The sequence below is a fragment of the Pseudomonas sp. LB3P31 genome, assembly GCF_054897945.1.
The window spans coordinates 5104432-5125960 of the sequence record NZ_CM142710.1; the positions used below are offsets into that span (position 1 = coordinate 5104432).

Consider the following 21529-nt stretch of genomic DNA (forward strand, 5'->3'; position numbering starts at 1 on the left):
TCAAGGGAAGTGCGACCACCTGTGGGAGCGAGCCTGCTCGCGAAAATGGTCAACTCCGGCGCGCTGTAACTGATTACTCAGCGCGCCGGGGGGCTCACTACTTGGGCCCGAGAATTTTCACCAGCTTGTCCGGCGACGGTGCACCTTGCTGCTGCTGCAGCTCACCCTTGTCATCCATGTAGAAAATCGCCGGTGTGGCGGACAGCTCCAGCTCTTCCATCAGTTGCATGTTCGCCGCGAGTTTGGCCTGGATCGCTGGGGGAACATCTTTCAAAGCCTTGAGCGGGCTCGCCTTGCCCGATTTTTCATGGTCGGCCAAGGCTTTTTCCGGATCCTTGGCGGCCAGCAATGCCGCTGACTTGCCCGGGCTGTCTTCGCGGATGATACCGACCATGATGTGTCGCAGCTGTACCTTGCCGGACTTTACCCAAGGCCGTGCCTGTTCCCAGAACATGTTGCAGTAAGGGCAGTTCGGATCGCTGAACAGGTACACCACACGAGGTGCGTCCTTGTTGCCGTCGGCGATCCAGTTGCTCGCCTCCATCTTGCCCCAGACTTCCTTGGACATGGGTGCGTAAACCATCTTCTGCAGGGGCGCGGTGCTGAGGTCGTTGCCTTCGGCGTCATACAGATTGCCCAGCAACACGTGTTTGCCACCTGGAGTCAGGTACAACGCCATGCCGCGGTTCTGGTACTGCGCAGCGTATCCGCGCAGGCCGTCCGGCGCGTCGAACTGGCCGACGATTTTTGCGCCCTTGGCTTCGATCTTCTTGATCGCTTCGGGTAATTCTTCGGCAGCCTGCACAGTGGGCAAGTGCAACAGGGCAGTGCCGAGGGTCAACGTCAGCAGGTGGCGGAGGCGGGGCATGGCAGTTTCCTTGAAGAAGTGGCGGAGTTGGGGCTGTCGAAGTTTTCCAGAGCGCGGGCCAGGCTGGCTTCCGACAGTTCACCCAGATGGCTGCCCAACAGACGACCCTCGTTGCTATAGAACAGCGTAGTCGGCAAGGCCATGGAACCGACGGCCTGACCCAGGCGGCCACTGCCATCGAACAGCACGTTCGACAGACTCAGGCCCTGGGTTTCCAGATAAGTACTGACGCTTTGCATGCTTTCCGCCTGGTTGACGAACAGGAACGTCAGGTCCGGACGCTGCTGCTGGGCGTTTTCCAGCACCGGCATTTCCCGGCGACAGGGGGGGCACCAGGTAGCCCAAAGATTGATGACCAGCGGACCGCCTTTGTAATCGGCCAGTTGCACGGTTTCCCCGGCCGCGTTGCGCAGGGTGATTTCCGGCAGGCGCGTGCCCTGTTCGTAGATGGACAGGGAAAAAGTCGCCAGCAGCCAGAACGCCAGGCCGCTGCCAACGCCGAAACCCAGCGGCCGACGCAGACCGGGACGGCGCCAGCCGCGGTAGAAGGCGGCGAGCAGCAGCGCAATCACTCCGGGCCAGGCGAGAAAGCCGCCGTCGCGCAGGTCGATGACTTGCCAGGGGTCGTTACGATAGTGCGTCCAGTACAGCGCCACGAAACTGATCCGGGCCGCCAGCATGCCGATCAGGAACAGGCTGAACAGCACCGACTCGGGATTCTCGCCACCGCGCTTGGCTGCTCGCCACCCGACGAAGGTCGCCAGCGCCAGGGCTCCGATCAGCAGCAGGTGATTGAGTGCGATGGCAAAGGTGCCGAGGGTGAGAGTCAGCATTAGCGTGCGTCTCGAGTCAGGGTCCAGCGCTGCAGGAAGGTGGCGGCATCCACCTCGCCGGTAATGCGCTGGCTGCGACGCTCTTCGCCGTCGGCGCCAATCCATACGAAACTCGGCGGCCCCGGCACTTTATAGCGGCTGAGGAGCTCGCGGCTGGCGGCATTGTCGGCTGTCACGTCGAGGCGCAGCAGTCGCACCTCGCTGAGCGCATCCATCACCTGAGCTTGACCGAACACTTTTTTCTCCATGATTTTGCAGGACACACACCAGTCGGCGTAGTAGTCGAGCAGCACCCATTGGCCTTGAGCTTTCGCAGCATCCAGTTCCCGTTGCAGTGCAGCCGGGTCCTTGATGGTTGTGAACGCATCATGGCCGATCGGGCGGGCCACGCTCTCCGAATTCGATGCGGTGTAGACCTGCAAGGGTTTGAACAGGTCATCACCGCCGCCAGCGGCACCGATCACCAGCAAGCTGCCCCACAATGCCATCAGCACCGAACTGGCGCCAAACAGCTGCGCAACGCGGCCAAAGCCCTCCGACTGCTTCCATGCGCTGTACGCCGCAATCAGCAGCAACGCGCCACACAGCCCGACCCACAGCGATTCATCCAGTACGGGACGCAGCATCAGCAGTGCAGTGGCGAGGAACAGGAAACCGAACACGCCTTTGAGCAGATTCATCCAGGCGCCCGGCTTGGGCAGGAAGCGATTGCCGACTGTTACCAGCAACAGCAGTGGCACGCCAATGCCGATGCCCATGGCAAACAGGATCAGCCCGCCATGCAGTGCATTGCCGCTCTGCGCGATGTACAGCAGGGCGCCGGCCAGGGGCGCGGTCATGCACGGGCCCACCAGCAGACCGGATACTGCGCCCAGGACGCCGGCGCCGATCAGGCTGCCGCCGCGCTGGTTGCGCGAAACATTTTCCAGGCGATCACGAATCGCCACCGGCAGTTGCAGCTCGAAGAAACCAAACATCGGCAACGCCAGCAACACGAACACTGCAGCAAAAGTGCCCAGCAGCCAGGGGTTCTGCAACAGCGCCTGCAGATTGGCGCCGAGCATCGCCGCCAATACGCCCATCGCCGCATACACCAGAGCCATGCACACCACATAGCTGCTGGCCAGGGCGAAACCGCGGCGAGGCGAAGCCCCGCTGCCGACGATTAAACCGGCAAGTATTGGCAACATTGGCAGGGTGCAAGGGGTGAAAGCCAGCAGCAGGCCCAGGCCGAAGAACACCAGCAGGCTCCAGCCCAGCGCCCGTTGTTGCAGGCCACTGGCCAGGGCTTGATCCGGGGCCTCATCGTTCGCAGCCACAGCGCTTTTACCCCCCAGATCTACGACCTGGGTTTGCGGCGGATAACACAGGCCTGCATCGGCACAACCCTGGAAACCCACTTTGATCTGCCCCGTGGCCCCCGCCGGGATTTTCAGCTCCAGGCCCTGGCGGTAAACCTGCTGCTCACCAAAGAACTCATCGCTATGGGATTCGCCAGGCGGAAGCGCAGGTTTGTGCTCCACCGGCAAACCATCGAATTTGAGGCGTTGCTGATACAGGTAGTAGCCATCGGCGATCTGCCAATAGAGTTGGGTCTCACCGGACTCCAGGCGCTCGGAGGTGAAGATGAACGCCTTGGCGACCGGAAGAAAGTCCGGTTTTGTAGCGAACGGATCATTTGCCGCCTGGGCCAGGCCCGAGATCAGAAGAATGAAAAACAGAAAAAATCGACGCATGGGTTAGCCTTATCCCTGTGCAAGTGGGGGCACAATGGGTGATGTCGATTAACCGATGATTAACCGTAGCATGAGGTGGGGACTGCCCTGTCACCGGGTACCGGCCGTCCGCTTCGCAAGCATGAAGCAAAATAAAAAATGTTTGGTCAAGTGCGCGGCGCACCTTGTCAACGACGCCGCACTTGGTGAACTGTTGATTTGCTTCCTGCCGCGTTGGAAGCAGCGCGCAGAATTAGTCGCGTAGCAGTCCCGGCCAACTATGCTCATCTACCTTGATGGGGCCTGATTCAGCTCTGTTCGTGGACATGTTAAATCGGATGTATTCGTTGTTGGTGAGGAAGATGTAGTAGTAATTTGCGCCGAATGTTCGGTCGTTTTGTACTGCGGTAATGATCCGGTTCTTAAATTGTTCCAGACCGGGCCACGTGCTGGAATCAATTTTTTGAGATTTTACGATGGGGGTTGTCTTAAAATGAAAGTCATTTTCATACTTATATACTGGCGACGCATGTGCATCAAAGCTTACTGAATAGTCGAAGTCGAGGGTCAAGTAACTACCATTGTCCATCAGAAACCGAAAATGTGTCGAGCTTCCACCAGCTTTCCACCATGTACCGGCTACAATCGAGTTGAAGTAGGGCAGGATGGATCTCCATACCGATTTGCTCACGGGTGTCATGTAGGCGACCTTATCGCTGTCCTGATTGTACTTGCAGACAAATGGGGTCTGACCTTCGTGCAGATAGAATAGCCACGTGGAGTCCGCGTCAAGCTTGCTTCTGTCATTGAACAAACTTGTGGTGGTGAAACCAAATCTCAAATTTCTGGCGTGAGTATGAAATGAGCCCCAGTTGCCTTCTGATATTTTGGAGGGATATCCCTGCGGGACTTCGTTATCGGCGATGTCAAATCGAGAATAGGTGTTAGGGGTCTTGAAGAAGAAATGCACTGCGTCTTTGCCCGAACGCCAGTCTACGGCAACAAAATTCTTGAGGTCTTGCATGGTCTGATTCCTTTCAGTTGGTTTTATTTTTTTAATACTTTTGCATGCAGGTGTCGAATTAACATGTGTTTCCGCTGATGATTCGAGCTTTTCTCCTGCCTCGTTCCTCGACATAATCCGCACTTAATGCCGGTTTGTTTGACTCACGTTTTTCTATGGAGCTCTCCATGCACGTACTGGTTTGCGAAGACGATGAGCTGATTGCCAGCGGTATAGTTGCCGGCCTTACCGCCCAGGGCCTGACGGTTGAGCACGTCGCTACCGCGTCGGCGGCCCGGGCCATGCTCAAGGTTGCAGAATTCGATGTCATGGTGCTCGATCTCGGCCTGCCCGATGAGGACGGTCTCAAGCTATTGCAGCAGCTGCGTCACAGTGGCCTGGAAATTCCGGTACTGATCCTGACTGCCCGGGATTCGGTGACCGACCGGGTCGACGGCTTGCAGGCCGGTGCCGACGACTATCTGCTCAAGCCCTTCGACCTGCGTGAACTGGCTGCCCGCCTGCATACCTTGCTGCGGCGAGTGGCGGGGCGCAGTGTGAACCTGATTGAACACGGCGCGCTGACCTACGACCCGAGCAGCCGCGAAACCATGCTCGGTGGTCAGCCGGTAGACCTGTCCCGGCGTGAACAATCGCTGTTGCAGGCCTTGCTGCACAACCGTGGCCGGGTCCTCTCCACCGAACAGCTGAAAGACAGCGTCTACGGCTTTAACGACGAATTGGAGAGCAATGCACTGAACGTGCACATCCATCACCTGCGGCGCAAACTCGGTAACGGTATTGTCGAGACGGTGCGCGGCCTGGGATATCGCCTGGGGCCGGCAGACGGCGGAGATCAACCGAAGTGATGAGCCTGCGTGTGCGCCTTACCCTTACACTTGGCGCCGCATTTGCGCTGATCTGGGCACTGGCGGCCGCCTGGATGCTCAGCGATCTGCGCAACCAGATGATGTTTTCCCTCGACCAGCGCCTGGTCGCTTCGGCGCGCATGGTTGCCGGCCTGATGGAGCAATTGCCGGCGTTGCCGAGCAAAGGCGAGGGCACCCATTTCAGTGCCGAACAATTGAATATTCCCGGTGGCATGGCCTGTCAGGTCAGTTCGCTGCGCGGCGAAATCCTGGCCCGTAGTCATACCGATCCGCAACAAACCTTGGAAGCCGAGAAACTGGGGTTTCACGACCAGATGATCGATGGCGCGCCGTGGCGCAGTTTCACCTTGGCGCGCGGCGATCTGCGCATCACCACCGCTGATCGGCAGATCGAGCGCGAAGCGTTGAACATGTCGATCCTGCTGGCCGCTTCGGTGCCGGTCGGCGTGGCACTGCTCGGCTGCCTATGCCTCCTTTGGCTGGGGATTGGCCAGGGCCTGGCCCCACTCAATCGCATGCGCGACGCCCTGATGCGGCGCAGCGCTGACTCCCTTGAACCGTTGCAGATCCAACCGCTGCCGAGCGAATTGCAGCCACTGCTCGATACCCAGAATCAATTGCTGCAGCGGATCGGCAAGACCATCGAGCGCGAGCGGCGCCTGACCGGTGATGCGGCCCATGAGTTGCGCAGCCCGCTGACGGCGATCAAGACCCATCTGCAAGTGGCGCGCATGACCGATGGTGCCGCCCGGGATCAGTCCCTCGCCCGGGCGGAGGAGGGCGCCGACCGGCTGCATCGCACCCTCGAACAGTTACTGCTGTTGGCCCGGGTAGAGGGCAGCCTGTCATTCGACGACGGCGTGCAATGCAGTGCCGAGCAAGTGGCCAGGCTGGCGATTCAGGACGCCGGCAGCGGCGATCGACAGCGCATCCGGTTCAAGATGCCGACCGGTTTGTCTGCAGCCCCCGTGCAAATGCCTGCTGTGCTGTCGATCGCTGCTTTGCGCAATCTGCTCGACAACGCCCTGCGACATACTCCGGGCGACGGTCCGGTAGAGTTGAGCGTGGAAACAGTTGAAAATCGCGCGCAGTTCGTGGTCCGTGACCATGGCCCCGGGATCGCCGACGATGACCTGCAACACCTGACCCAGCGCTTCTGGCGCAACGGCCAGAGCACCGGCTGTGGGCTGGGCCTGGCGATTGTCCAGGCGATTGTCCAGCGCTGTGGTTGCACGCTGAAGTTCGACAGCAAGCCGGACGGATTGCGGGTTGAGCTGACGATGCCGTTGCAAGCCTAAAGGACTACACCCCTGTAGGAGCTGCCGCAGGCTGCGATCTTTTGATTTTGCTTTTATAAAGATCAAAAGATCGCAGCCTGCGGCAGCTCCTACAAGGATCTCTGACGCACACCAAATGTAACTTCTCTCCATTGGCCACCCGGACCACGCAGTACTATCGTTGCTCATACTCAATGGATTGAGATGACCGCATCATGGAAGCATCCTTATATACCTGCAAGGCAACCCCGGCTGACGCCGGCATCATCAGTCGCATCATCGAGCGCTCCATCCGGATCGGTTGCGTGCTCGACCACCGCAACAACCGGCGAACCGTTGCCAACTGGACCCACAACAAGACCGTCGAACACATTCTTCCCTGGTTCACCGACAGGCGGTTTTACCTGAACATTGCGCTGTTGCAGGGCAAGCCTGTGGGTGTCGCCATGGCCTCCAGCAACGGCAAGGTAGCGTTTTGTTATGTACTGCCGGAATGGTTTCGTCGCGGGGTCGGGCAGGCGCTGGTGCGCGATCTGGAAGGCTGGTTGATCGAACAGGGTTCGCGTCATTCACGACTCAACAGCACCCGCACCGGCGAAGCGTTTTATCGGCGGCTGGGTTATGAGGCGTACGCCCAAGCTTTCGCGGTAGCGGGTCTCTATGCCGTCCCTATGCATAAAGCGTTGTCGAAGGTCTAAATCCCCAGGTGGCTGATGCGTTTCCTCAACAGGAATACCTTTTTAGGGGTCGAGAGATGACAGTCGCTACCAGCCTTGTGCAAGACCAGTCGGCGCGGTTTGCTCCGGCGCCGGCGGAAACGCTTTATCAGTTCAACGAGTCGCCGCTGCTGGCGCGACAGGCTCGCCAGGAGTCGAACGCGCGCAGCTATCCGCGGCGTATTCCTTTGGCGCTCAAGCGGGCCAAGGGTATCCATGTCGAAGATGTTGAAGGTCGCCGTTTCATTGACTGCCTGGCCGGGGCCGGCACGCTGGCGCTCGGGCATAACCATGCGGTAGTCATTGCAGCGATCCAGCAGGTGCTGGCCGATGAATTGCCATTGCACACCCTGGACCTGACCACCCCGGTGAAAGATCAATTCGTCCAGGACCTGTTCGGCCTGTTGCCACCGGCCTTGGCCGCTGAAGCGAAAATCCAGTTTTGCGGGCCTACCGGCACCGACGCCGTGGAGGCAGCGCTGAAGTTGGTGCGCACCGCGACCGGGCGCAGCACCGTGTTGTCATTTCAAGGGGGCTACCACGGCATGAGTCAGGGCGCGTTGAGCCTGATGGGCAGCCTGGGCCCGAAAAAACCCATCGCCGCCTTGCTCGGTAGCGGGGTGCAATTCATGCCCTATCCCTACGATTACCGCTGCCCGTTCGGGCTAGGCGGCGCGCAAGGGGTGAAGGTCAACCTGAGTTATCTGGAAAACCTGCTGAATGACCCGGAAGCCGGCGTGCAGTTGCCCGCGGCGGTGATTGTCGAAGCGGTACAGGGCGAGGGTGGGGTGATTCCGGCTGATCTCGACTGGCTGCGTGGCTTGCGCCGTATCACTGAGAAGGCCGGCGTGGCGCTGATCGTCGACGAGATCCAGAGCGGATTTGCCCGCACCGGCAAGATGTTCGCGTTCGAACACGCCGGGATCATTCCGGACGTGGTGGTGATGTCCAAAGCCATCGGTGGCAGCCTGCCGCTGGCGGTGGTGGTCTATCGGGACTGGCTCGACACCTGGCTGCCAGGTGCCCATGCCGGGACTTTTCGCGGCAATCAGATGGCGATGGCCGCAGGCTCTGCGGTGATGCGCTACCTGATCGAGCACAAGATCTGCGAGCACGCCAGCGCCATGGGTGAGCGCTTGAGCGAGCACTTGCGCATCCTGCAGCGCGATTGTTTCCCGCAACTGGGAGACATTCGCGGTCGCGGGCTGATGCTCGGGGTTGAACTGGTTGATCCATCCGGCGAGCCGGACGCCCAGGGGCATCCTCCGGTGTTCGCGCGCCTGGCTCCATTGGTGCAACGCGAATGTCTCAGGCGCGGTTTGATCCTGGAGTTGGGCGGACGCCATGGCGGTGTGGTGCGCTTCCTGCCACCGCTGGTAATTACCGCCAGCGAGATCGACCGGGTGGCCGAGATTTTCGGCCGGGCCATGGCCGCTGCCACCGCCAGCCTGTAAATTTTTCAGCTTCCCGAACGTACCTTCTACATACCGGCTGCACCGCCGTGCAGCCCACCCACATCGATGGAGAAACAGCATGACGTCAGTATTCGACCGCGAAGACATCCTTTTTCAAGTCGTGGTCAATCACGAAGAGCAGTACTCGATCTGGCCAGACTACAAATCCGTACCTGAAGGCTGGCGCACCGTGGGCAAGAGCGGTTTGAAGAAAGAGTGTCTGGTGTATATCGAGGAAACCTGGACCGATATGCGTCCGCTGAGCCTGCGCAAGAAAATGGAAGAGCAGGCAGCTGTGGGTCACTGAGTATTTGCTGGTTGGGCTTTGGAAAAGATCGCAGCCTCGTTGCACTCGACAGCTCCTACAGGAGATTGTGAAGCTCGCTCTTCCCGTAGGAGCTGCCGAGTGCAACGAGGCTGCGATCTCTTGATCTTAGGAAGACCCCTAGCCGCTCAATCCCTTGATCACCAAATCCACATTCCCCTCCAGCTCCGCCACCGGATCCGCCGCATCAGTGCTCAACACCACCAAGCGGCTCCCTGCTTCGCTGATCACCGCCTTCAGCGCATCCGACGGCTGACGGTGATGCAACACCACCGCCACATCATTGTCCTTGAGCCTCGCCCCCAGTTGCTTCAACGCCTCTGGAGTCCATTCGGCATCCGGCCGTACATCGAGGCCAACCAGTTCCAGGTTAAGCCCACCGATCAGGTAACCAAAGTGATCGCTCAAACTCATCACGCTGAGATTGTCAGCGGCGGCCAGTCGCGCTTCGCTGGCGGCGCTGAACTTCAGCAGGCGCTGTTTCAGCGTAGCCAGGTTGGCCTCGATCACCGGCTTGGCGGCGGGTGCCAGGCGCACCAGATCCGCAGCCATTACGTCCGCCATGCGCCCCATGTTGTTGCTGGAAAACCACGGCTGGCTGGTCAAGCCATCGAGCTTGTCGTCCGGCTGCACGGCGATGCCGGGTAGGGCGCCATCCACCGGACGGGCGGCGTCGACTTCGACCACGCGAATGTTGCTGCGCCGGGCCATGGGATAGAGCGGATCATCGGCCCACAACGAGCGCACGCCGATCACGGCATCGGCATCGGTCGCCAGCTTGGCCAGCGCCGGGGCGCCTCGGCCGGTGAAGTAAGCAGTCTGCCGGCTGCCGGGCAGATTCGCTGGCGCGGCCCGCTCCAGCTGGACGTCGGTGCCCTTGAGCAGGACTTCCCCCAGGCCATAGGTGATTGGCAGTGAAGCCAGGACCCGCAGCGGTTTGACGCTATCAGCCGCGAATACAGGGTTGGCCAGTGCGCACAGAGCGACGGCCAGGGTTAGTTGACGCAGAGAAAAACTCATTTATCCGATATTCCCTTTGAGACTTGGAACGACGCCACGGGCAATGGCGGCCAGGGCAAAGGCGATACCGGCCACCAGGATGATCGCGGCGCCCGAGGGAATAGGCAGGTCGAAGACAATCGGCGCGAGAATGCCGCACAGCGTGCTGACCGTAGCGATCAGCACCGAGCACCAGAAAAAGCCCTTGAGCGATTGGCTGAGCAGGCGTGCCGCTGCGGCCGGGATCACCAGTAGGGCGCCGACCAGAATGGCGCCGATAACTTTCACCGCAGCGACGGTAATCAGGGTCACCAGGATCACGAACAGGTAATCCAGAGTCTTCACCGCCACCCCGCGCACTGCTGCCAGCTGCGGATTGAAACTGGCCAGCATGATGCGGTTGTACAGCGGCAATGCCAGGGCCATGACCAGCGAGCCGACGATGGCCAGCACCAGCAGATCATTGCCGTTGACGGTGAGCACCGATCCGAACAGCACGTTTTCGAGGATATGCACGTTGATCTTGCCGGCCAGGATCAGCAGCAGGCTCGCGCCCAAGGCCAACGACACCGACAGGAACACGCCGATCAGCGTATCCGGCGCGAGCCCTGTGCGGTTGCGCAGGTAGTTGAGCAGAATGCCGAACAGCAGGCAGTAGCCGAACAGGCTGCCATAGGGCCCGGTGTACGGTTCGCCGAGGAGGATGCCGACGGCCACGCCGGTGAGTGCCGCATGACCGACTGCTTCGGAGAAAAACGCGAAACGCTTGACCACCACCAGAGTGCCCAGGCCGCCTAGAACCGGGCCGATCAGCAAGCCGGCGAGCAGCGCGTTGACCACAAATCCATAGGCCAGCGCCTCCGGCAGGTAACCCGAAGAGGCCCAGCCCTGGACCATCAGACGAAATGCTTCGTAACTCATCAGGCAGCGCTCCGTGGATGGGTGGAAAACAGCGTCAGCAAGCGTTCCGGCGTCAGTGCCTGCTTGGGCGTGGCATCGAACAGCACCCGGCGATTGAGCCCGGTAACGCGGTCGGCCAGACGGCCAACCGCTTCCAGGTCATGCTCGATCCACAGCACCGTAATGCCGCTGCGGCGCCAGTCCCCTAGCAGTCGCTCGAACACCTGGATACCGGCTTCATCCAGCGCCGACATCGGTTCATCGAGTACCAGCAGCTGCGGCGGCGGAATCAGCCCCTGGGCCAGCAACACGCGCTGGCGTTCACCTCCGGACAGTGCGCCCATGCGGCGCTTGCGCTTGTCCTGCATGCCCACTCGTTCCAGGGCCTCACCGATGGCGGCGGCGTAATGTTTGCTCAAGCCAAGAAATGCCGGACGGCGTTGGCACATCGCGGCCATGAAGTCGTCGACGGTCATCGGCAGCCCGCGATCAAATTCCAGCGCCTGCGGCACGTAGCCGATGGTCCCCGGCGTACCTGGCCACTGCAGGGTCAGGCGGCCCTGGTGGGGCATCTGCCCGAGCAGGGTCTTGATCAGCGAACTCTTGCCGCCACCATTGGGGCCCACCAGGGCATGGATGCTGCCGGGCTGGACCTGGAAGGTCACCTGATCAAGGATCAGGGTGCGGCCGAGGGTCAGGCCGACATCGGCGAAATCCAGAGTCGGGCCGGCGCTCTGGGCAATCAGCGTTTCCTGGACAGTCATGCGCCGGACTCCTGGATGGCCCGGACCACGGTGTTAAGGTTGCCGGTCATTTCCTTTTCATACTTGTCGGCGGTGTATTCGCCGTAGGAAATATGCGACAACGGATACAGCTTCACTCCGGATTCGCGCTGGATGGTGTCGACGTAGCTGGATGGGAAATCCATCTCGGAGAAGATCACTTTCACGTCCAGTTCACGCAACTGGTCGATGGTTTTTTTCAGCTGGCTCGGGCTTGGCTCGATGCCGTGGGCGGGCTCGACCACGGCCGTCACTTCCAGGCCAAATTCACGCAGCAGGTAGTCATAGGCTGCATGCACCGTCGCCACTCGCAATTCGGCATTCGGTGCCGCAGTCAGTTTCGCCAGGGCATCGGCGCGCATTTGCCGCAGGCGTTTGCCATAGGCGCGGGCGTTCTGGGTGTAGGTCTTGGCGTTGTCCGGGTCCAGCTTGCCAAGCTCGCGGGCAATGTTGTTGACCTGCGCAATCGAGGCGCTTATCGACAGAAATGTGTGCGGATTGACCACCTTGCCGGCACCCCGGGCAGCAACCCCGGTAGCGGCCAGCAATGGCACGTTTTCGTTGGCTTCGATCACTGCCACGTTCGGGGTTTCGCTGGCGGCAATCATGCGGTCGGCGAAGTCGTCATGCCCGACGCCGTTGAGCACTATTACGTCCAGCCCGCTGATGCGCTTGATGTCCTCGGCTCGAGGCTCGTAGGCATGCGGGTTGAAGCCGGCCGGGATCAGCGGCACCACTTCGGCCTTGTCCCCGACGATATTGGCCACGTAGCTGTAATACGGATGCAGGGTGATACCGATGCGCAGGCGCTTGGCCTCGTCAGCATGGGCCAGGGGTGCCAACAGGCAGGCCAGCAGGCCAGCCAGCAGCACACGCATGAAACGTTGAGATGAAATAGGCATGGGAAAGCGGTCTTCTCTCGGGTAAAGGCGGGGTCAGTGCCGGTGCTGGCGAGTGACGCCGGCATCGAATTGCGCAACGATTTGCTGCCAGCCGGCGCTTTCCAGCGCGGAGTCAGCCAGATCGGTGGGCGCCTTGAGGGCGGTGCCGCGATGCAGCCAGATGTCCGGTGCATCGTCGCCGTCGGTCAGGCGCATCAGGAACGAGCCGGCCACCTCCGGCGACTGGCTTTGGCCGAAATAGGCCCGGTCCTCAAGCAGCTGCCAGGCATGGCTGCCACGACTGACCGAGCTGGCGTCCTGGGCGAAAGGCGCGAAGCCTTCGTTCGCGAGCACCACCGGGGTCGGCAGCGCTTGCTGCTCCTGGCGCAACAGATGGATCTCGTCGAGCGTGACCCGCAGGTCGGCATAGATGCCTTGTTCTGAAGCGCTCAAGTCGCGACGCGCGTCCAGCTGATGGCTGGTCACGGTGGTCACTTCCTGGGATTCATAACGCCAGGCAACGACCGAACCGGCCACTGCCAGGATCATCAGGCACAGGAGCAACACGTACAGCGTTTCATGGCCGGCGCCGGCCGGGCGGACGATTTGGCGGGTGGGCGTACTCATGGGGTCTGGATGTCCGCCTGGTCGATTTCGACCACATGGCCAGGGCCTGCATCGAACAGCACATAAAATTCGGCGGTGGGTTTCTTAAAGGTCATCTTCGAATCGGTTCCAAGCTTGCCGGGCACCAGAATGGTTTCGTCGTAGCCGATCACATCCAGGGTCACGCCGGGTGCGCCGCTGCCGTCGGAAAAACCGCCGGTGCATTCGATCTGTTCGGCGTCGACGGCCTTGCATTCGCACATCGGGTTGTGGGCCAGGGCGCTGGTGCTGAGTCCGGCGCAGAGCACCAGCAGCAGGCGGCTGAGAGGGCGAAAGGTCATGGTTTGCCTCCTTGTTTGGTCAGCCACTCAACGGTGGCGGGGGATGCCTGGCTCAGGGGAATGGACGCTTGATGCATGGCACCGTCCCAACCCTCCATGGTGATCCACAGCTCGGCATCGGCCTTGGTCTTTTCCGGGATCGGCAACATCGCGCCCATGCGGTACGGCGTGCCGAAGAAAATCACCCCGGCGGCGCGCAGACTGCGGGGTTTGCCGATGCGCAGGTAGGTCGCCTTGACCTGATCACGGCAGCTGTCGCACAGCGCTGCGTTGAAGCTTTTCATGTAGCCGGCCGGGCCATCGAGTCGCGGCGCTTCATTGCGCAGCTCGGCCAGGCGCACGCTCCAGGGGCCGACCTGGACTTCGCCGGCCTCCCGTTCACCCAGGCCAGTGTCACCACGGAACAGTGCGGCATCGGCGAAGTATTTCGGCATGAAACCCAGGGGCACCAGCAACAGCAGGACGTTGATATGGAAGCGCCATTTGTGCCAAAAACGGCTCAGTTTCGACGACGGTTTATCCGCAACGAGCAGGCTCATCAGCTGACCTCCGTAGTTTCGTGGCGAGTGGCGGTCTGCACCCGTGAACGCTTGCTTTCGCGCTTGAGGGCGTTGGCCGTAGCCAGGGCGGTGCGCTTGGTCCAGATCAGCAGGCCGCTGAGTACCATCATGCTCAGCAGCAGGCCGAAGAAGAACCAGATCAGCTTGATCCACAGGCCGCCGAAGTCGCCGGTGTGCAGGGGGCGCATGGATTCGGTGACCAATTCGAGCCCGGAGCGATCCGAGAGCAGTCGGGTGGACGCGATGTCACCGGTATAGGGGTTGATGTCGGCGGTCTGGAACATCAGCGGGTACCAGCTGCGTCCGCCCACCGTCAGGTAGCTATAGGCGTTGGCGGGCATGCTGACAAAGCTGTCGTCCAGCCCGGGAATGCGTTCCTTGGCCTCGGCGATCGCGGACTGCAGGCTGATCATCGGCGCGGGCGAGCCATCGGCAGTCATTGGCACGCTCTCGCGAGGCACCACCAACGCCACTGGAGCGGTGGAAATCGACACCTGGTTATCGAACATGAATGCCTCGATCAGGAACCAGGTGCTGGTCACGGAAATCACCGCGATAAACCAGATCGACCAAATGCCGCTGAGCCGGTGAAAGTCGCCCCAGAAGATCCGCGCGCCGTGACGGATGCGCAGGGTCGGCTTCATGAAGCCTTTCCAGAATTTCTTGTAGACCACCAGCCCGGTGATCAGCGAAGCCAGCAGCGGCAGGCTCAGGAACGACACCAGATACCAGCCCCAGCTGTAGCCATTGGTGAACGGCACCAGCCACCAGCCATGCAGGGCGCGGGTGAACGCCTTGAAATTGAATTGCGGCGCCGTGCCCTGGATCACGCCGGTGTACGGGTTGACGTAGACCGTCACCGAACGCCCGTCCGGGTAGCTGACCTCGACGTCGAGGGCGAAGTGCGACTCGTCGGGCCGGCTGATACTTTCGACCAGGGTGTCAGGCTCAGCCTTGTTGATCGCGGCCATGATCTGGTCGTAGTTGAGCAGCTGGGCATCATCGGAAGGCTGGCTGGCACGCATTTGCGGGTTGGCCAGCCACACGATTTCCTGGCTTACCACCGCCAGCGTGCCGGTGACGCAGACGATCAGCACAAAAAACCAGATCGGCAGCGCCAGCCAGCTATGGACCAGGAACCAGAGTTTGGAGCGGGATTTCTTCGACATGGTCTAAGTCTTATATCGATGAGACGGCCCTGGCTGCGGGCTTCCCAGCGTGGGGTCGATGAAAAGTCGCCCGTGGCTTTTGCCGACGCGAGCTGACTGCATCTATATAAGACGAATGAGAATCAAAAATCCCGAATCTGCATTTGAAAGGAAATGTTTCGAAATGTTGATTGGCCCGCTTCCCCGAGACTCATGTTTGGGAGCGGGCCGCGCACTTATCCCTGCTTGAACATCTCCTGCGCGCGCTGCTCAATCTGTTCCTGGGTCAGATCCTCCTTGCGCGTGGCCAGAAACCACAGATGCCCATAGGGGTCCTTCAATGTCCCGGATCGGTCACCATAAAACTGATCCTTGACCTCGGATACCACAGTCCCGCCAGCGGCAATGGCTTGCTTGTAGGACGCATCGACATCGTTGACGTACAGATGCAGCCCCACCGAGGGTGACTGGTCAGGATTACTCAACGGCCCCTGTTCGCAGGGCGTGCCCAACATTATCGGGCAATCACCAATGCGCAACTCGGCATGCCCGATACCACCATCCGGCATGGACAGACGCATGACTTCGACGGCACCAAAGGCTTTCTTGTAGAACTCGATAGCTTCGGCAGCTTTTTGAATACCCAGATACGGCGTAATGCTGTGATAGCCCTCTGGAATGGGTTTGACGCTCATGGCGGTTCTCCCTCGTTTTATTGTGGAACAACAATGTCACGAACCCATAAATATAGTAGGAGCTGCCGAAGGCTGCGATCTTTTGATCCGCTTTACCCCAATCCAACCACCACAAAAGATTGCCAGGCAAGATCCCCACCCAAACCTCAGAAACGCCCTACACCAAACACCGAAACGTCTGATATTCCAGCTGTAAGTCCGATATTTCATCACACTGTCATTAAACAAGCCCGAGGCGAGTCCAGACTCGCCACTCCACGACTAATCCTCATCCAGCAAATGCGCCCCAGGCCCCTGATCCCCCAACACATCGCCAAAGTTACGCAACGGACAAGCCTCCATCGACAAACACCCACAACCGATACATCCATCCAGCCGATCGCGCAGCAGCGTCAGCTGTTTGATCCGCTCATCCAGATCCCGACTCCATTGCGCCGACAACACCTTCCAGTCGGCCGCCGTCGGTGCGCGGTTATCGGGTAGCGATTGCAGCGCTTTACCAATTTCTGCCAACGGAATACCCAGGCGTTGCGCCACCTTGATCAACGCCACACGCCGCAACACCTCCCGTGGATACCGACGCTGGTTGCCCTGGTTGCGGTTGCTCCGGATCAGCCCCTTAGCCTCATAGAAGTGCAGCGCGGTGACCGCCACGCCGCTACGGGCAGCAACCTGGCCGACCGTGAGCTCCCGGTGGACGTTCTCGGAGGTAATCAATTGAAAAATCCCCTTGACCTTGACTTAACTGGAGGTTTTACCCTGCAGGTCTTCGGATCGCAAGATCCGGCCTACACCGAGGGGGACTTTTCATGCAGGCGCCAGAGAAAAATCGCAGCTTTACCCAACTCATCGAGTTCGAGATCGAACCCCACCAGCAACCGGCACTGGTGTCGGCGCTGTCGCTGCAAACCGAACGCCTGGCCCAGGACTACGCGGGATTTCTAAGTGCCAGCATCCAGGCCAGCGACGATGGCCGGCGGGTGCTGAATTATCTGCAGTGGCAGACGCGGGAGGCCGGAGAGGCGGCGTTCCAGCAGTTTGAAAGCGGCGCGCAGGATTTCTGGCAGTTGATCCGAATTCATCAGGCGAAAACCGTGACCTTCGGCTCGTTCCAGGTGTTGCACAGTCTGGAACGCAGCCATGACAACGCGTTGCACTGCCATCTGGTGGGTTAGATGGACAGCTGCATCAAGCGCTCACCCTGGAGATTTTCCGTGGGCCGGCGTTTGTTGACCGCCAGTTCGCCGATCTTGATCAGCCGGGTGCGCGTCACATTGCGGCTCAGGCCCAGCAGTGCGGCAGTGTGCACCTGGTTGTAGTGACTGAAGCGATAGGCAGCGCGCAGCAGTGCATCCTCGACTTTTTCATGCAGCGCTCCGGCCTGTTCTTCGAAGAGTTTTTGAAACGCGCGCTCAAGCAACGCCTCAGGTGAATCATCGAAGTTGCCGCCCTGATCATCCTGGCGCTCGATGCGCATGTTCGACAGGCGCAGGTCATCGCGTTCGATGATGCCGTTGCGGCAGATCAGCAGGGTGTGATGGATGACGTTTTCCAGTTCGCGAATGTTGCCCGGCCAACTGTAGCTGCGCAGTTTCAGTTCAGCCTCTTTGCTGATCGTGATGGTGCCGTAGCCCAGGCGCTGGCTGTAGGCTTCGACGAAGTGCCGGGTTAACGGCAGGATGTCGCCGGGACGATCGCGCAGCGGGCTGAGTTCCAGGCTGACCACGTCGAGGCGGTAATACAGGTCCTCGCGAAAGTGCCCGGCGTTGATGGCTTTCTCCAGTTGCACGTTGGTCGCCGCGAGCACTCGCACATCGATCGGGATGCTCTTGCGCGAGCCCAGGCGTACTACTTCGCGCTCCTGCAGCACGCGCAGCAACTTGACCTGGATCGCCATCGGCAGATCGCCGATCTCATCGAGAAACAAGGTGCCGCCATCCGCCTCCTCGAACCAGCCGGCCTTGGCACTGAGCGCGCCGGTGAACGCACCTTTCTCGTGCCCGAACAGCTCGGCTTCGACCAGGGATTCGGAGAAGGCGCCGCAGTTCACCGCCACGAACGGGCGATTGCGACGGGCGCTGAGATTGTGGATGTGCCGCGCGACCAGCTCCTTGCCAGTGCCAGTTTCGCCAATGATCAGCACGCTGGCCTCACTCGGCGCCACCTGCTGCAGATGCGCGAGCAAGGCTTGGGATTTCGGGTCTTCGAACACCTGCGCAGTGGCGCGGATCGAGGTGGCCAACGCGGGCGAAGGCGGTAGAGTCAGCAGTTGCATGGGGTTCGCTCCATGAATGGCAGGCTAGGAATAAAAAGTCGGAATCGGCAGGGACTGGTTAAGCGCCCAGTCACCCAGCTCATGGAGTTTGTAATCCACCGGGTCGTGCAGGGTTTGCGTGCGCAGGTTGCGCCAATGACGGTCGAGCCGCAGCGAGGCGTGGGTGGAGCGCGCACCCGTGACTTCGAACAGGCGGCTGCACAGGTCCAGGCCGTTGCGGGTGGCCGCGACCTTGGCAGTGGCGATGGCAATGGCCAGGTGCCCGCGTTCCTCGGCGCTGAGTTTCGGGCCCTTGGCCCAGGCCTTGTCGAGCAGCTCGGCGGCACGCTCTACCAGCAATCGAACGCCTTCGAGCGCCACCCAGAACTCGCCGTAATGACCCAGCACATAAGGGTCCTGACTCACATCCTGGGTGTGGGATTTGTGCCACGGGCGGGTTTCGGTGAGGGTGTATTGCCGTGCCTCTGCGAAAGCACCTTCGGCGATGCCGAGGAACATGTGGGTGAATGTCAACTGGGCGATCAATGGGCGCAGGCAGGCAAACGGCGTGCTCAAGGGGCCCGGATCGAGCAGCAATTCCGACTCTTCCACCCGAACCCGTTCAAAGGTGGCGCTGCCGCTGTCGGTCTGGCGCTGGCCCATGTTGTTCCAGTCGTTGTGCAAGGTGATGCCGCTGCGGCTGCTGGGGATGGCGGCGATCAACAGCTTGCCGCCCGCCGTTTCATCCACCGCCGAGGCGATCAGCATTTGCGAGTCGCTGGCGCCGGAACAGAAGCTCTTTTTGCCGGAGAACTCGCGCCAGCCATCCAGCTTGCGCACCACGGTGCGAGTGTCCAGCGGGTTGAGGGCGTTGCCCCAAAACCAGTTTTTGCGCGCAGTTTGTTCGAACCACGGCTGCCATTGTTCAGGCCTGGCGAACAGGCGCACGGTGGCGAGCATCAGGTGGTGGAAACCGAAAACATGGGCGATCGAGCTGTCGACCTTGGCGAACTCGCGCACGATCGCCAGGGTTTCACTCCACTGCGCGCCGACGCCGCCGTATTCTATGGGGATGCTCAATGCGAGCAGGCCGCTTGCGCGCAGCGCGTCACGTTCGGCTTTGGGCGTGCCGCCGCGTTCATCGCGCTCGACAGCGGTCACGGCAAACTGCGCCGCCAGTTGCCGGGCAGTCTGCAGGGGGGATAACAGGGCGCTTTGTGGCTTGGCAGTCACGGGGGTTCCTCATTCGTGTGCAGCAAGGCTGGCCCACTCTTTGTGGGAGCAAGGCTTGCCCGCGACGAACGATGACCCGGTCTGTCGTGATGACCGTGCATACCGCATCGCGAGCAAGCTTTGCTCCTACAGGTGGAAGCCGGCTCAGGCAGTAGCTTTGCTGGGCAACACATCATTGGCGATCATTTCGCCAAACGGCCCGGTGAGGTTGGTAACACCGCGCCCGGCCAGGCTCGCATAGGGCTCCGGCAGCAGCGGGAACACCAGCTCGGCGAAGCGATAAGCTTCCTCAAGATGCGGGTAACCGGAGAAAATGAAACTCTCGATCCCCAGATCGGCGTATTCCTTGATCCGCGCGGCCACTTGCTGCGGGTCGCCCACCAGCGCAGTGCCGGCACCACCACGGACCAGGCCGACGCCCGCCCACAGGTTGGGGGAGATTTCCAGGTTGTCCCGGCGCCCATCGTGCAAAGCCGCCATGCGCCGTTGCCCTTCGGAATCAAAACGCGAGAAGGATTTCTGTGCCGCCTGAATGGTTTCGTCGCTGATGTGCTCGATCAGTTTGTCGGCGGCTTTCCAGGCTTCCTCGGCTGTCTCGCGCACGATCACATGCAGGCGAATCCCGAACTTCACCGTGCGACCGTGGCGCGCAGCACGCTCGCGAACATCGGCGAGTTTCTCCGCGACGGCGGCGGGTGGCTCGCCCCAGGTCAGGTAGACGTCGACCTGTTCGGCCGCCAGGTCGTGGGCCGCATCCGAAGAGCCGCCAAAGTACAGTGGAGGGTAGGGTTTCTGCACCGGTGGATACAGCGCCTTGGCGTTCTGCACGCGCAGGTGTTTGCCTTCAAAATCCACCGATTCGCCTTGCAGCACGCGACGCCAGATCTTCAGAAATTCGTCGGTCACTTCGTAGCGTTCACTGTGATCCAGGAAGCTGCCATCGCCGCGGTTTTCGTCCGGATCGCCACCGGTCACCACGTTGATCAGCAGGCGCCCGCCAGACAAGCGATCGAGGGTGGCAGCCATACGTGCAGACACAGTCGGCGAGATAATTCCCGGCCGGATGGCGACCAGATAGCGCAGGCGTTCGGTCAACGGCACCAGCGCCGAGGCGATCACCCAGGAGTCTTCGCAGGAACGCCCGGTGGGAATCAGCACCCCGTGGTAGCCAAGGCTGTCAGCGGCCTGGGCCACTTGCTTGAGGTAGTTGAGCGTGACCGGACGCGCACCCTGGGTGGTGCCCAGGTAGTGGCCGTCGCCGTGGGTCGGCAGGAACCAGAAAACATCCATGAAGTAATCCTTAAGCGATTTTCAGCAGATTTTTGGGGGGCGCGCCGAACAGCGGTGCGGCGCGTTCTGCAGCAAGACGAATGCGGGCCTGCAAGGGCTCACTGGTTATTTGGTAGTTGGAGAAATCGGCTTCGGTGGCGTACACGCCAATCGGCAAGGTCAGGGCCTGGAAGAAACTGAACAGCGGCCGCAACTGGTGATCGAGTACCAGGGCATGCCGTTCGCTGCCACCGGTGGCAGCCAGCAGCACCGGTGTGTCGATCAGCGCATTGAGGTCAATCAGGTCGAACAGATGCTTGAGCAGGCCGGGGTAGGAGCCGCGGAAGACCGGAGTGGCGACGATCAGCAGGTCGGCATTCTCGATGGCCCGTAGCTCGGCCTCGACCTCTGCGCCTAGTTCCTGGCGGGACAACGCTGCGCCCAGTGGCCGGGCAATGTCGCCCAGCTCGATCACTTTGCTCTCGATCAGCAGGTGTTCGGACAGTTCGGCCAGCAGCGCTTGAGTCAGTACCAGGGTACGAGAGGGACGCCATGTACCACCGGAGAGGGCAACGACTTTTAATGGGCGCGACATGATCAGTTCCTTTTTAAACAGTGGCTCGGTGAGCAGTGAGTAGTCACTGACTTCAGCAAGAGCTGTACCAATCCCTCGAAGCCCCGTTTCCTGGGGGTTGCAGCACATCTGCCGGTTATCGCTGTCGATTGCGCAGGCTGTTTGTTGATTCGCTGTTGCCTGGCAAACAGTTGCAGAGGCAACAG

Annotated in this window: 24 protein-coding genes; 6 read left to right on the forward strand and 18 right to left on the reverse strand. The window is 60.7% G+C overall.

What is annotated here, in order from left to right; genetic code table 11:
* Positions 1-97: 97 nt before the first annotated feature.
* The 4 genes from dsbG to ACYZTK_RS23325 all read right to left on the reverse strand — a co-directional run bounded on the left by dsbG (position 98) and on the right by ACYZTK_RS23325 (position 4440).
* On the reverse strand, positions 98-868 hold the full coding sequence (dsbG, locus tag ACYZTK_RS23310; RefSeq protein WP_462011972.1) for a thiol:disulfide interchange protein DsbG: 771 nt from the start codon (positions 866-868) through the stop codon (positions 98-100).
* Positions 844-1701 carry a TlpA family protein disulfide reductase gene (locus tag ACYZTK_RS23315; protein WP_462011973.1) on the reverse strand — a complete coding sequence of 286 codons (858 nt, stop codon included), beginning with the start codon at positions 1699-1701 and terminating at the stop codon, positions 844-846. The genes dsbG and ACYZTK_RS23315 overlap by 25 nt, the downstream gene beginning before the upstream one ends.
* Positions 1701-3437 (reverse strand): protein-disulfide reductase DsbD, encoded by a 1737-nt coding sequence (gene dsbD / locus ACYZTK_RS23320; protein ID WP_462011974.1) that lies wholly within the window; start codon positions 3435-3437, stop codon positions 1701-1703. The genes ACYZTK_RS23315 and dsbD overlap by 1 nt, the downstream gene beginning before the upstream one ends.
* A gap of 232 nt (positions 3438-3669) precedes the next feature.
* A complete protein-coding gene (locus tag ACYZTK_RS23325) occupies positions 3670-4440 on the reverse strand; it encodes a hypothetical protein (protein ID WP_462011975.1) in 771 nt (256 codons plus the stop codon).
* A gap of 167 nt (positions 4441-4607) precedes the next feature.
* Here ACYZTK_RS23325 and ACYZTK_RS23330 point away from each other — a divergent pair, with 167 nt between their 5' ends.
* From ACYZTK_RS23330 to ACYZTK_RS23350, 5 genes are all read left to right on the forward strand, one after another.
* Positions 4608-5288, forward strand: a complete 681-nt coding sequence (locus ACYZTK_RS23330; protein ID WP_462011976.1) for a response regulator — start codon at positions 4608-4610, stop codon at positions 5286-5288.
* Entirely contained in the window at positions 5285-6607 is a 1323-nt protein-coding gene (locus ACYZTK_RS23335) for an ATP-binding protein (RefSeq protein ID WP_462011977.1), read from the forward strand. Before ACYZTK_RS23330 ends, ACYZTK_RS23335 begins: the two co-directional genes overlap by 4 nt.
* 194 nt (positions 6608-6801) lie before the next feature.
* Positions 6802-7284 carry a GNAT family N-acetyltransferase gene (locus tag ACYZTK_RS23340; protein ID WP_462011978.1) on the forward strand — a complete coding sequence of 161 codons (483 nt, stop codon included), beginning with the start codon at positions 6802-6804 and terminating at the stop codon, positions 7282-7284.
* 56 nt (positions 7285-7340) lie between these two features.
* Complete coding sequence (locus tag ACYZTK_RS23345) at positions 7341-8756, forward strand: diaminobutyrate--2-oxoglutarate transaminase (protein WP_462011979.1); 1416 nt, start codon at positions 7341-7343, stop codon at positions 8754-8756.
* A 79-nt stretch (positions 8757-8835) separates the two neighbouring features.
* Positions 8836-9063 (forward strand): MbtH family protein, encoded by a 228-nt coding sequence (locus ACYZTK_RS23350; protein WP_462011980.1) that lies wholly within the window; start codon positions 8836-8838, stop codon positions 9061-9063.
* A gap of 138 nt (positions 9064-9201) precedes the next feature.
* Here the strand turns inward: ACYZTK_RS23350 and ACYZTK_RS23355 are convergent, their stop codons facing one another.
* The 10 genes from ACYZTK_RS23355 to soxR all read right to left on the reverse strand — a co-directional run bounded on the left by ACYZTK_RS23355 (position 9202) and on the right by soxR (position 16710).
* Entirely contained in the window at positions 9202-10101 is a 900-nt protein-coding gene (locus tag ACYZTK_RS23355; RefSeq protein ID WP_462011981.1) for a metal ABC transporter substrate-binding protein, read from the reverse strand.
* Positions 10102-11001: a metal ABC transporter permease gene (locus ACYZTK_RS23360; protein WP_010461179.1), complete on the reverse strand. Its 900-nt coding sequence runs from the start codon at positions 10999-11001 to the stop codon at positions 10102-10104.
* Positions 11001-11744 carry a metal ABC transporter ATP-binding protein gene (locus ACYZTK_RS23365; protein ID WP_462011982.1) on the reverse strand — a complete coding sequence of 248 codons (744 nt, stop codon included), beginning with the start codon at positions 11742-11744 and terminating at the stop codon, positions 11001-11003. Before ACYZTK_RS23365 ends, ACYZTK_RS23360 begins: the two co-directional genes overlap by 1 nt.
* Positions 11741-12664 carry a metal ABC transporter substrate-binding protein gene (locus tag ACYZTK_RS23370; RefSeq protein ID WP_462011983.1) on the reverse strand — a complete coding sequence of 308 codons (924 nt, stop codon included), beginning with the start codon at positions 12662-12664 and terminating at the stop codon, positions 11741-11743. Before ACYZTK_RS23370 ends, ACYZTK_RS23365 begins: the two co-directional genes overlap by 4 nt.
* A gap of 33 nt (positions 12665-12697) precedes the next feature.
* Positions 12698-13270, reverse strand: a complete 573-nt coding sequence (locus tag ACYZTK_RS23375; protein WP_462011984.1) for a DUF6162 family protein — start codon at positions 13268-13270, stop codon at positions 12698-12700.
* Positions 13267-13590 (reverse strand): hypothetical protein, encoded by a 324-nt coding sequence (locus ACYZTK_RS23380; protein ID WP_462011985.1) that lies wholly within the window; start codon positions 13588-13590, stop codon positions 13267-13269. Before ACYZTK_RS23380 ends, ACYZTK_RS23375 begins: the two co-directional genes overlap by 4 nt.
* The gene (locus ACYZTK_RS23385) at positions 13587-14129 is read right to left on the reverse strand and encodes a thiamine pyrophosphate-binding protein (RefSeq protein ID WP_462011986.1); all 543 of its coding nucleotides are present in this window, start codon (positions 14127-14129) and stop codon (positions 13587-13589) included. Before ACYZTK_RS23385 ends, ACYZTK_RS23380 begins: the two co-directional genes overlap by 4 nt.
* The gene (locus ACYZTK_RS23390) at positions 14129-15319 is read right to left on the reverse strand and encodes a PepSY-associated TM helix domain-containing protein (protein WP_462011987.1); all 1191 of its coding nucleotides are present in this window, start codon (positions 15317-15319) and stop codon (positions 14129-14131) included. The genes ACYZTK_RS23385 and ACYZTK_RS23390 overlap by 1 nt, the downstream gene beginning before the upstream one ends.
* A 215-nt stretch (positions 15320-15534) precedes the next feature.
* Positions 15535-15993 (reverse strand): VOC family protein, encoded by a 459-nt coding sequence (locus ACYZTK_RS23395; protein ID WP_462011988.1) that lies wholly within the window; start codon positions 15991-15993, stop codon positions 15535-15537.
* A 261-nt stretch (positions 15994-16254) separates the two neighbouring features.
* Entirely contained in the window at positions 16255-16710 is a 456-nt protein-coding gene (gene soxR, locus ACYZTK_RS23400) for a redox-sensitive transcriptional activator SoxR (protein WP_462011989.1), read from the reverse strand.
* 92 nt (positions 16711-16802) lie between these two features.
* Between soxR and ACYZTK_RS23405 the strand changes: the two genes are divergently transcribed.
* The gene (locus ACYZTK_RS23405; RefSeq protein ID WP_462011990.1) at positions 16803-17168 is read left to right on the forward strand and encodes an antibiotic biosynthesis monooxygenase; all 366 of its coding nucleotides are present in this window, start codon (positions 16803-16805) and stop codon (positions 17166-17168) included.
* On the opposite strand, the gene ACYZTK_RS23410 is transcribed toward ACYZTK_RS23405, so the two are convergent.
* The 4 genes from ACYZTK_RS23410 to msuE all read right to left on the reverse strand — a co-directional run bounded on the left by ACYZTK_RS23410 (position 17165) and on the right by msuE (position 21344).
* Entirely contained in the window at positions 17165-18268 is a 1104-nt protein-coding gene (locus ACYZTK_RS23410) for a sigma-54 interaction domain-containing protein (RefSeq protein WP_462011991.1), read from the reverse strand. The two genes, ACYZTK_RS23405 and ACYZTK_RS23410, sit on opposite strands and share 4 nt — an antisense overlap.
* A gap of 24 nt (positions 18269-18292) precedes the next feature.
* A complete protein-coding gene (locus tag ACYZTK_RS23415) occupies positions 18293-19480 on the reverse strand; it encodes an acyl-CoA dehydrogenase family protein (RefSeq protein ID WP_462011992.1) in 1188 nt (395 codons plus the stop codon).
* A gap of 144 nt (positions 19481-19624) precedes the next feature.
* A complete protein-coding gene (gene ssuD / locus ACYZTK_RS23420; RefSeq protein ID WP_462011993.1) occupies positions 19625-20770 on the reverse strand; it encodes an FMNH2-dependent alkanesulfonate monooxygenase in 1146 nt (381 codons plus the stop codon).
* A gap of 10 nt (positions 20771-20780) precedes the next feature.
* Positions 20781-21344, reverse strand: a complete 564-nt coding sequence (gene msuE / locus ACYZTK_RS23425) for an FMN reductase (protein ID WP_462011994.1) — start codon at positions 21342-21344, stop codon at positions 20781-20783.
* Positions 21345-21529 lie beyond the last annotated feature (185 nt).

What these genes read in the sequence shown, in the direction of transcription:
- ACYZTK_RS23395 (WP_462011988.1), bottom strand. Translation starts at nt 15,993, where the DNA reads ATGAGCGTCAAACCCATTCCAGAGGGCTATCACAGCATTACGCCGTAT.
- ACYZTK_RS23365 (WP_462011982.1), bottom strand. Translation starts at nt 11,744, where the DNA reads ATGACTGTCCAGGAAACGCTGATTGCCCAGAGCGCCGGCCCGACTCTG.
- ssuD (WP_462011993.1), bottom strand. Translation starts at nt 20,770, where the DNA reads ATGGATGTTTTCTGGTTCCTGCCGACCCACGGCGACGGCCACTACCTG.
- ACYZTK_RS23340 (WP_462011978.1), top strand. Translation starts at nt 6,802, where the DNA reads ATGGAAGCATCCTTATATACCTGCAAGGCAACCCCGGCTGACGCCGGC.
- ACYZTK_RS23385 (WP_462011986.1), bottom strand. Translation starts at nt 14,129, where the DNA reads ATGAGCCTGCTCGTTGCGGATAAACCGTCGTCGAAACTGAGCCGTTTT.
- ACYZTK_RS23345 (WP_462011979.1), top strand. Translation starts at nt 7,341, where the DNA reads ATGACAGTCGCTACCAGCCTTGTGCAAGACCAGTCGGCGCGGTTTGCT.
- ACYZTK_RS23325 (WP_462011975.1), bottom strand. Translation starts at nt 4,440, where the DNA reads ATGCAAGACCTCAAGAATTTTGTTGCCGTAGACTGGCGTTCGGGCAAA.
- ACYZTK_RS23405 (WP_462011990.1), top strand. Translation starts at nt 16,803, where the DNA reads ATGCAGGCGCCAGAGAAAAATCGCAGCTTTACCCAACTCATCGAGTTC.
- msuE (WP_462011994.1), bottom strand. Translation starts at nt 21,344, where the DNA reads ATGTCGCGCCCATTAAAAGTCGTTGCCCTCTCCGGTGGTACATGGCGT.
- ACYZTK_RS23390 (WP_462011987.1), bottom strand. Translation starts at nt 15,319, where the DNA reads ATGTCGAAGAAATCCCGCTCCAAACTCTGGTTCCTGGTCCATAGCTGG.
- ACYZTK_RS23350 (WP_462011980.1), top strand. Translation starts at nt 8,836, where the DNA reads ATGACGTCAGTATTCGACCGCGAAGACATCCTTTTTCAAGTCGTGGTC.
- ACYZTK_RS23370 (WP_462011983.1), bottom strand. Translation starts at nt 12,664, where the DNA reads ATGCCTATTTCATCTCAACGTTTCATGCGTGTGCTGCTGGCTGGCCTG.
- dsbD (WP_462011974.1), bottom strand. Translation starts at nt 3,437, where the DNA reads ATGCGTCGATTTTTTCTGTTTTTCATTCTTCTGATCTCGGGCCTGGCC.
- ACYZTK_RS23355 (WP_462011981.1), bottom strand. Translation starts at nt 10,101, where the DNA reads ATGAGTTTTTCTCTGCGTCAACTAACCCTGGCCGTCGCTCTGTGCGCA.
- ACYZTK_RS23380 (WP_462011985.1), bottom strand. Translation starts at nt 13,590, where the DNA reads ATGACCTTTCGCCCTCTCAGCCGCCTGCTGCTGGTGCTCTGCGCCGGA.
- ACYZTK_RS23360 (WP_010461179.1), bottom strand. Translation starts at nt 11,001, where the DNA reads ATGAGTTACGAAGCATTTCGTCTGATGGTCCAGGGCTGGGCCTCTTCG.
- ACYZTK_RS23375 (WP_462011984.1), bottom strand. Translation starts at nt 13,270, where the DNA reads ATGAGTACGCCCACCCGCCAAATCGTCCGCCCGGCCGGCGCCGGCCAT.
- ACYZTK_RS23410 (WP_462011991.1), bottom strand. Translation starts at nt 18,268, where the DNA reads ATGCAACTGCTGACTCTACCGCCTTCGCCCGCGTTGGCCACCTCGATC.
- ACYZTK_RS23315 (WP_462011973.1), bottom strand. Translation starts at nt 1,701, where the DNA reads ATGCTGACTCTCACCCTCGGCACCTTTGCCATCGCACTCAATCACCTG.
- dsbG (WP_462011972.1), bottom strand. Translation starts at nt 868, where the DNA reads ATGCCCCGCCTCCGCCACCTGCTGACGTTGACCCTCGGCACTGCCCTG.
- ACYZTK_RS23330 (WP_462011976.1), top strand. Translation starts at nt 4,608, where the DNA reads ATGCACGTACTGGTTTGCGAAGACGATGAGCTGATTGCCAGCGGTATA.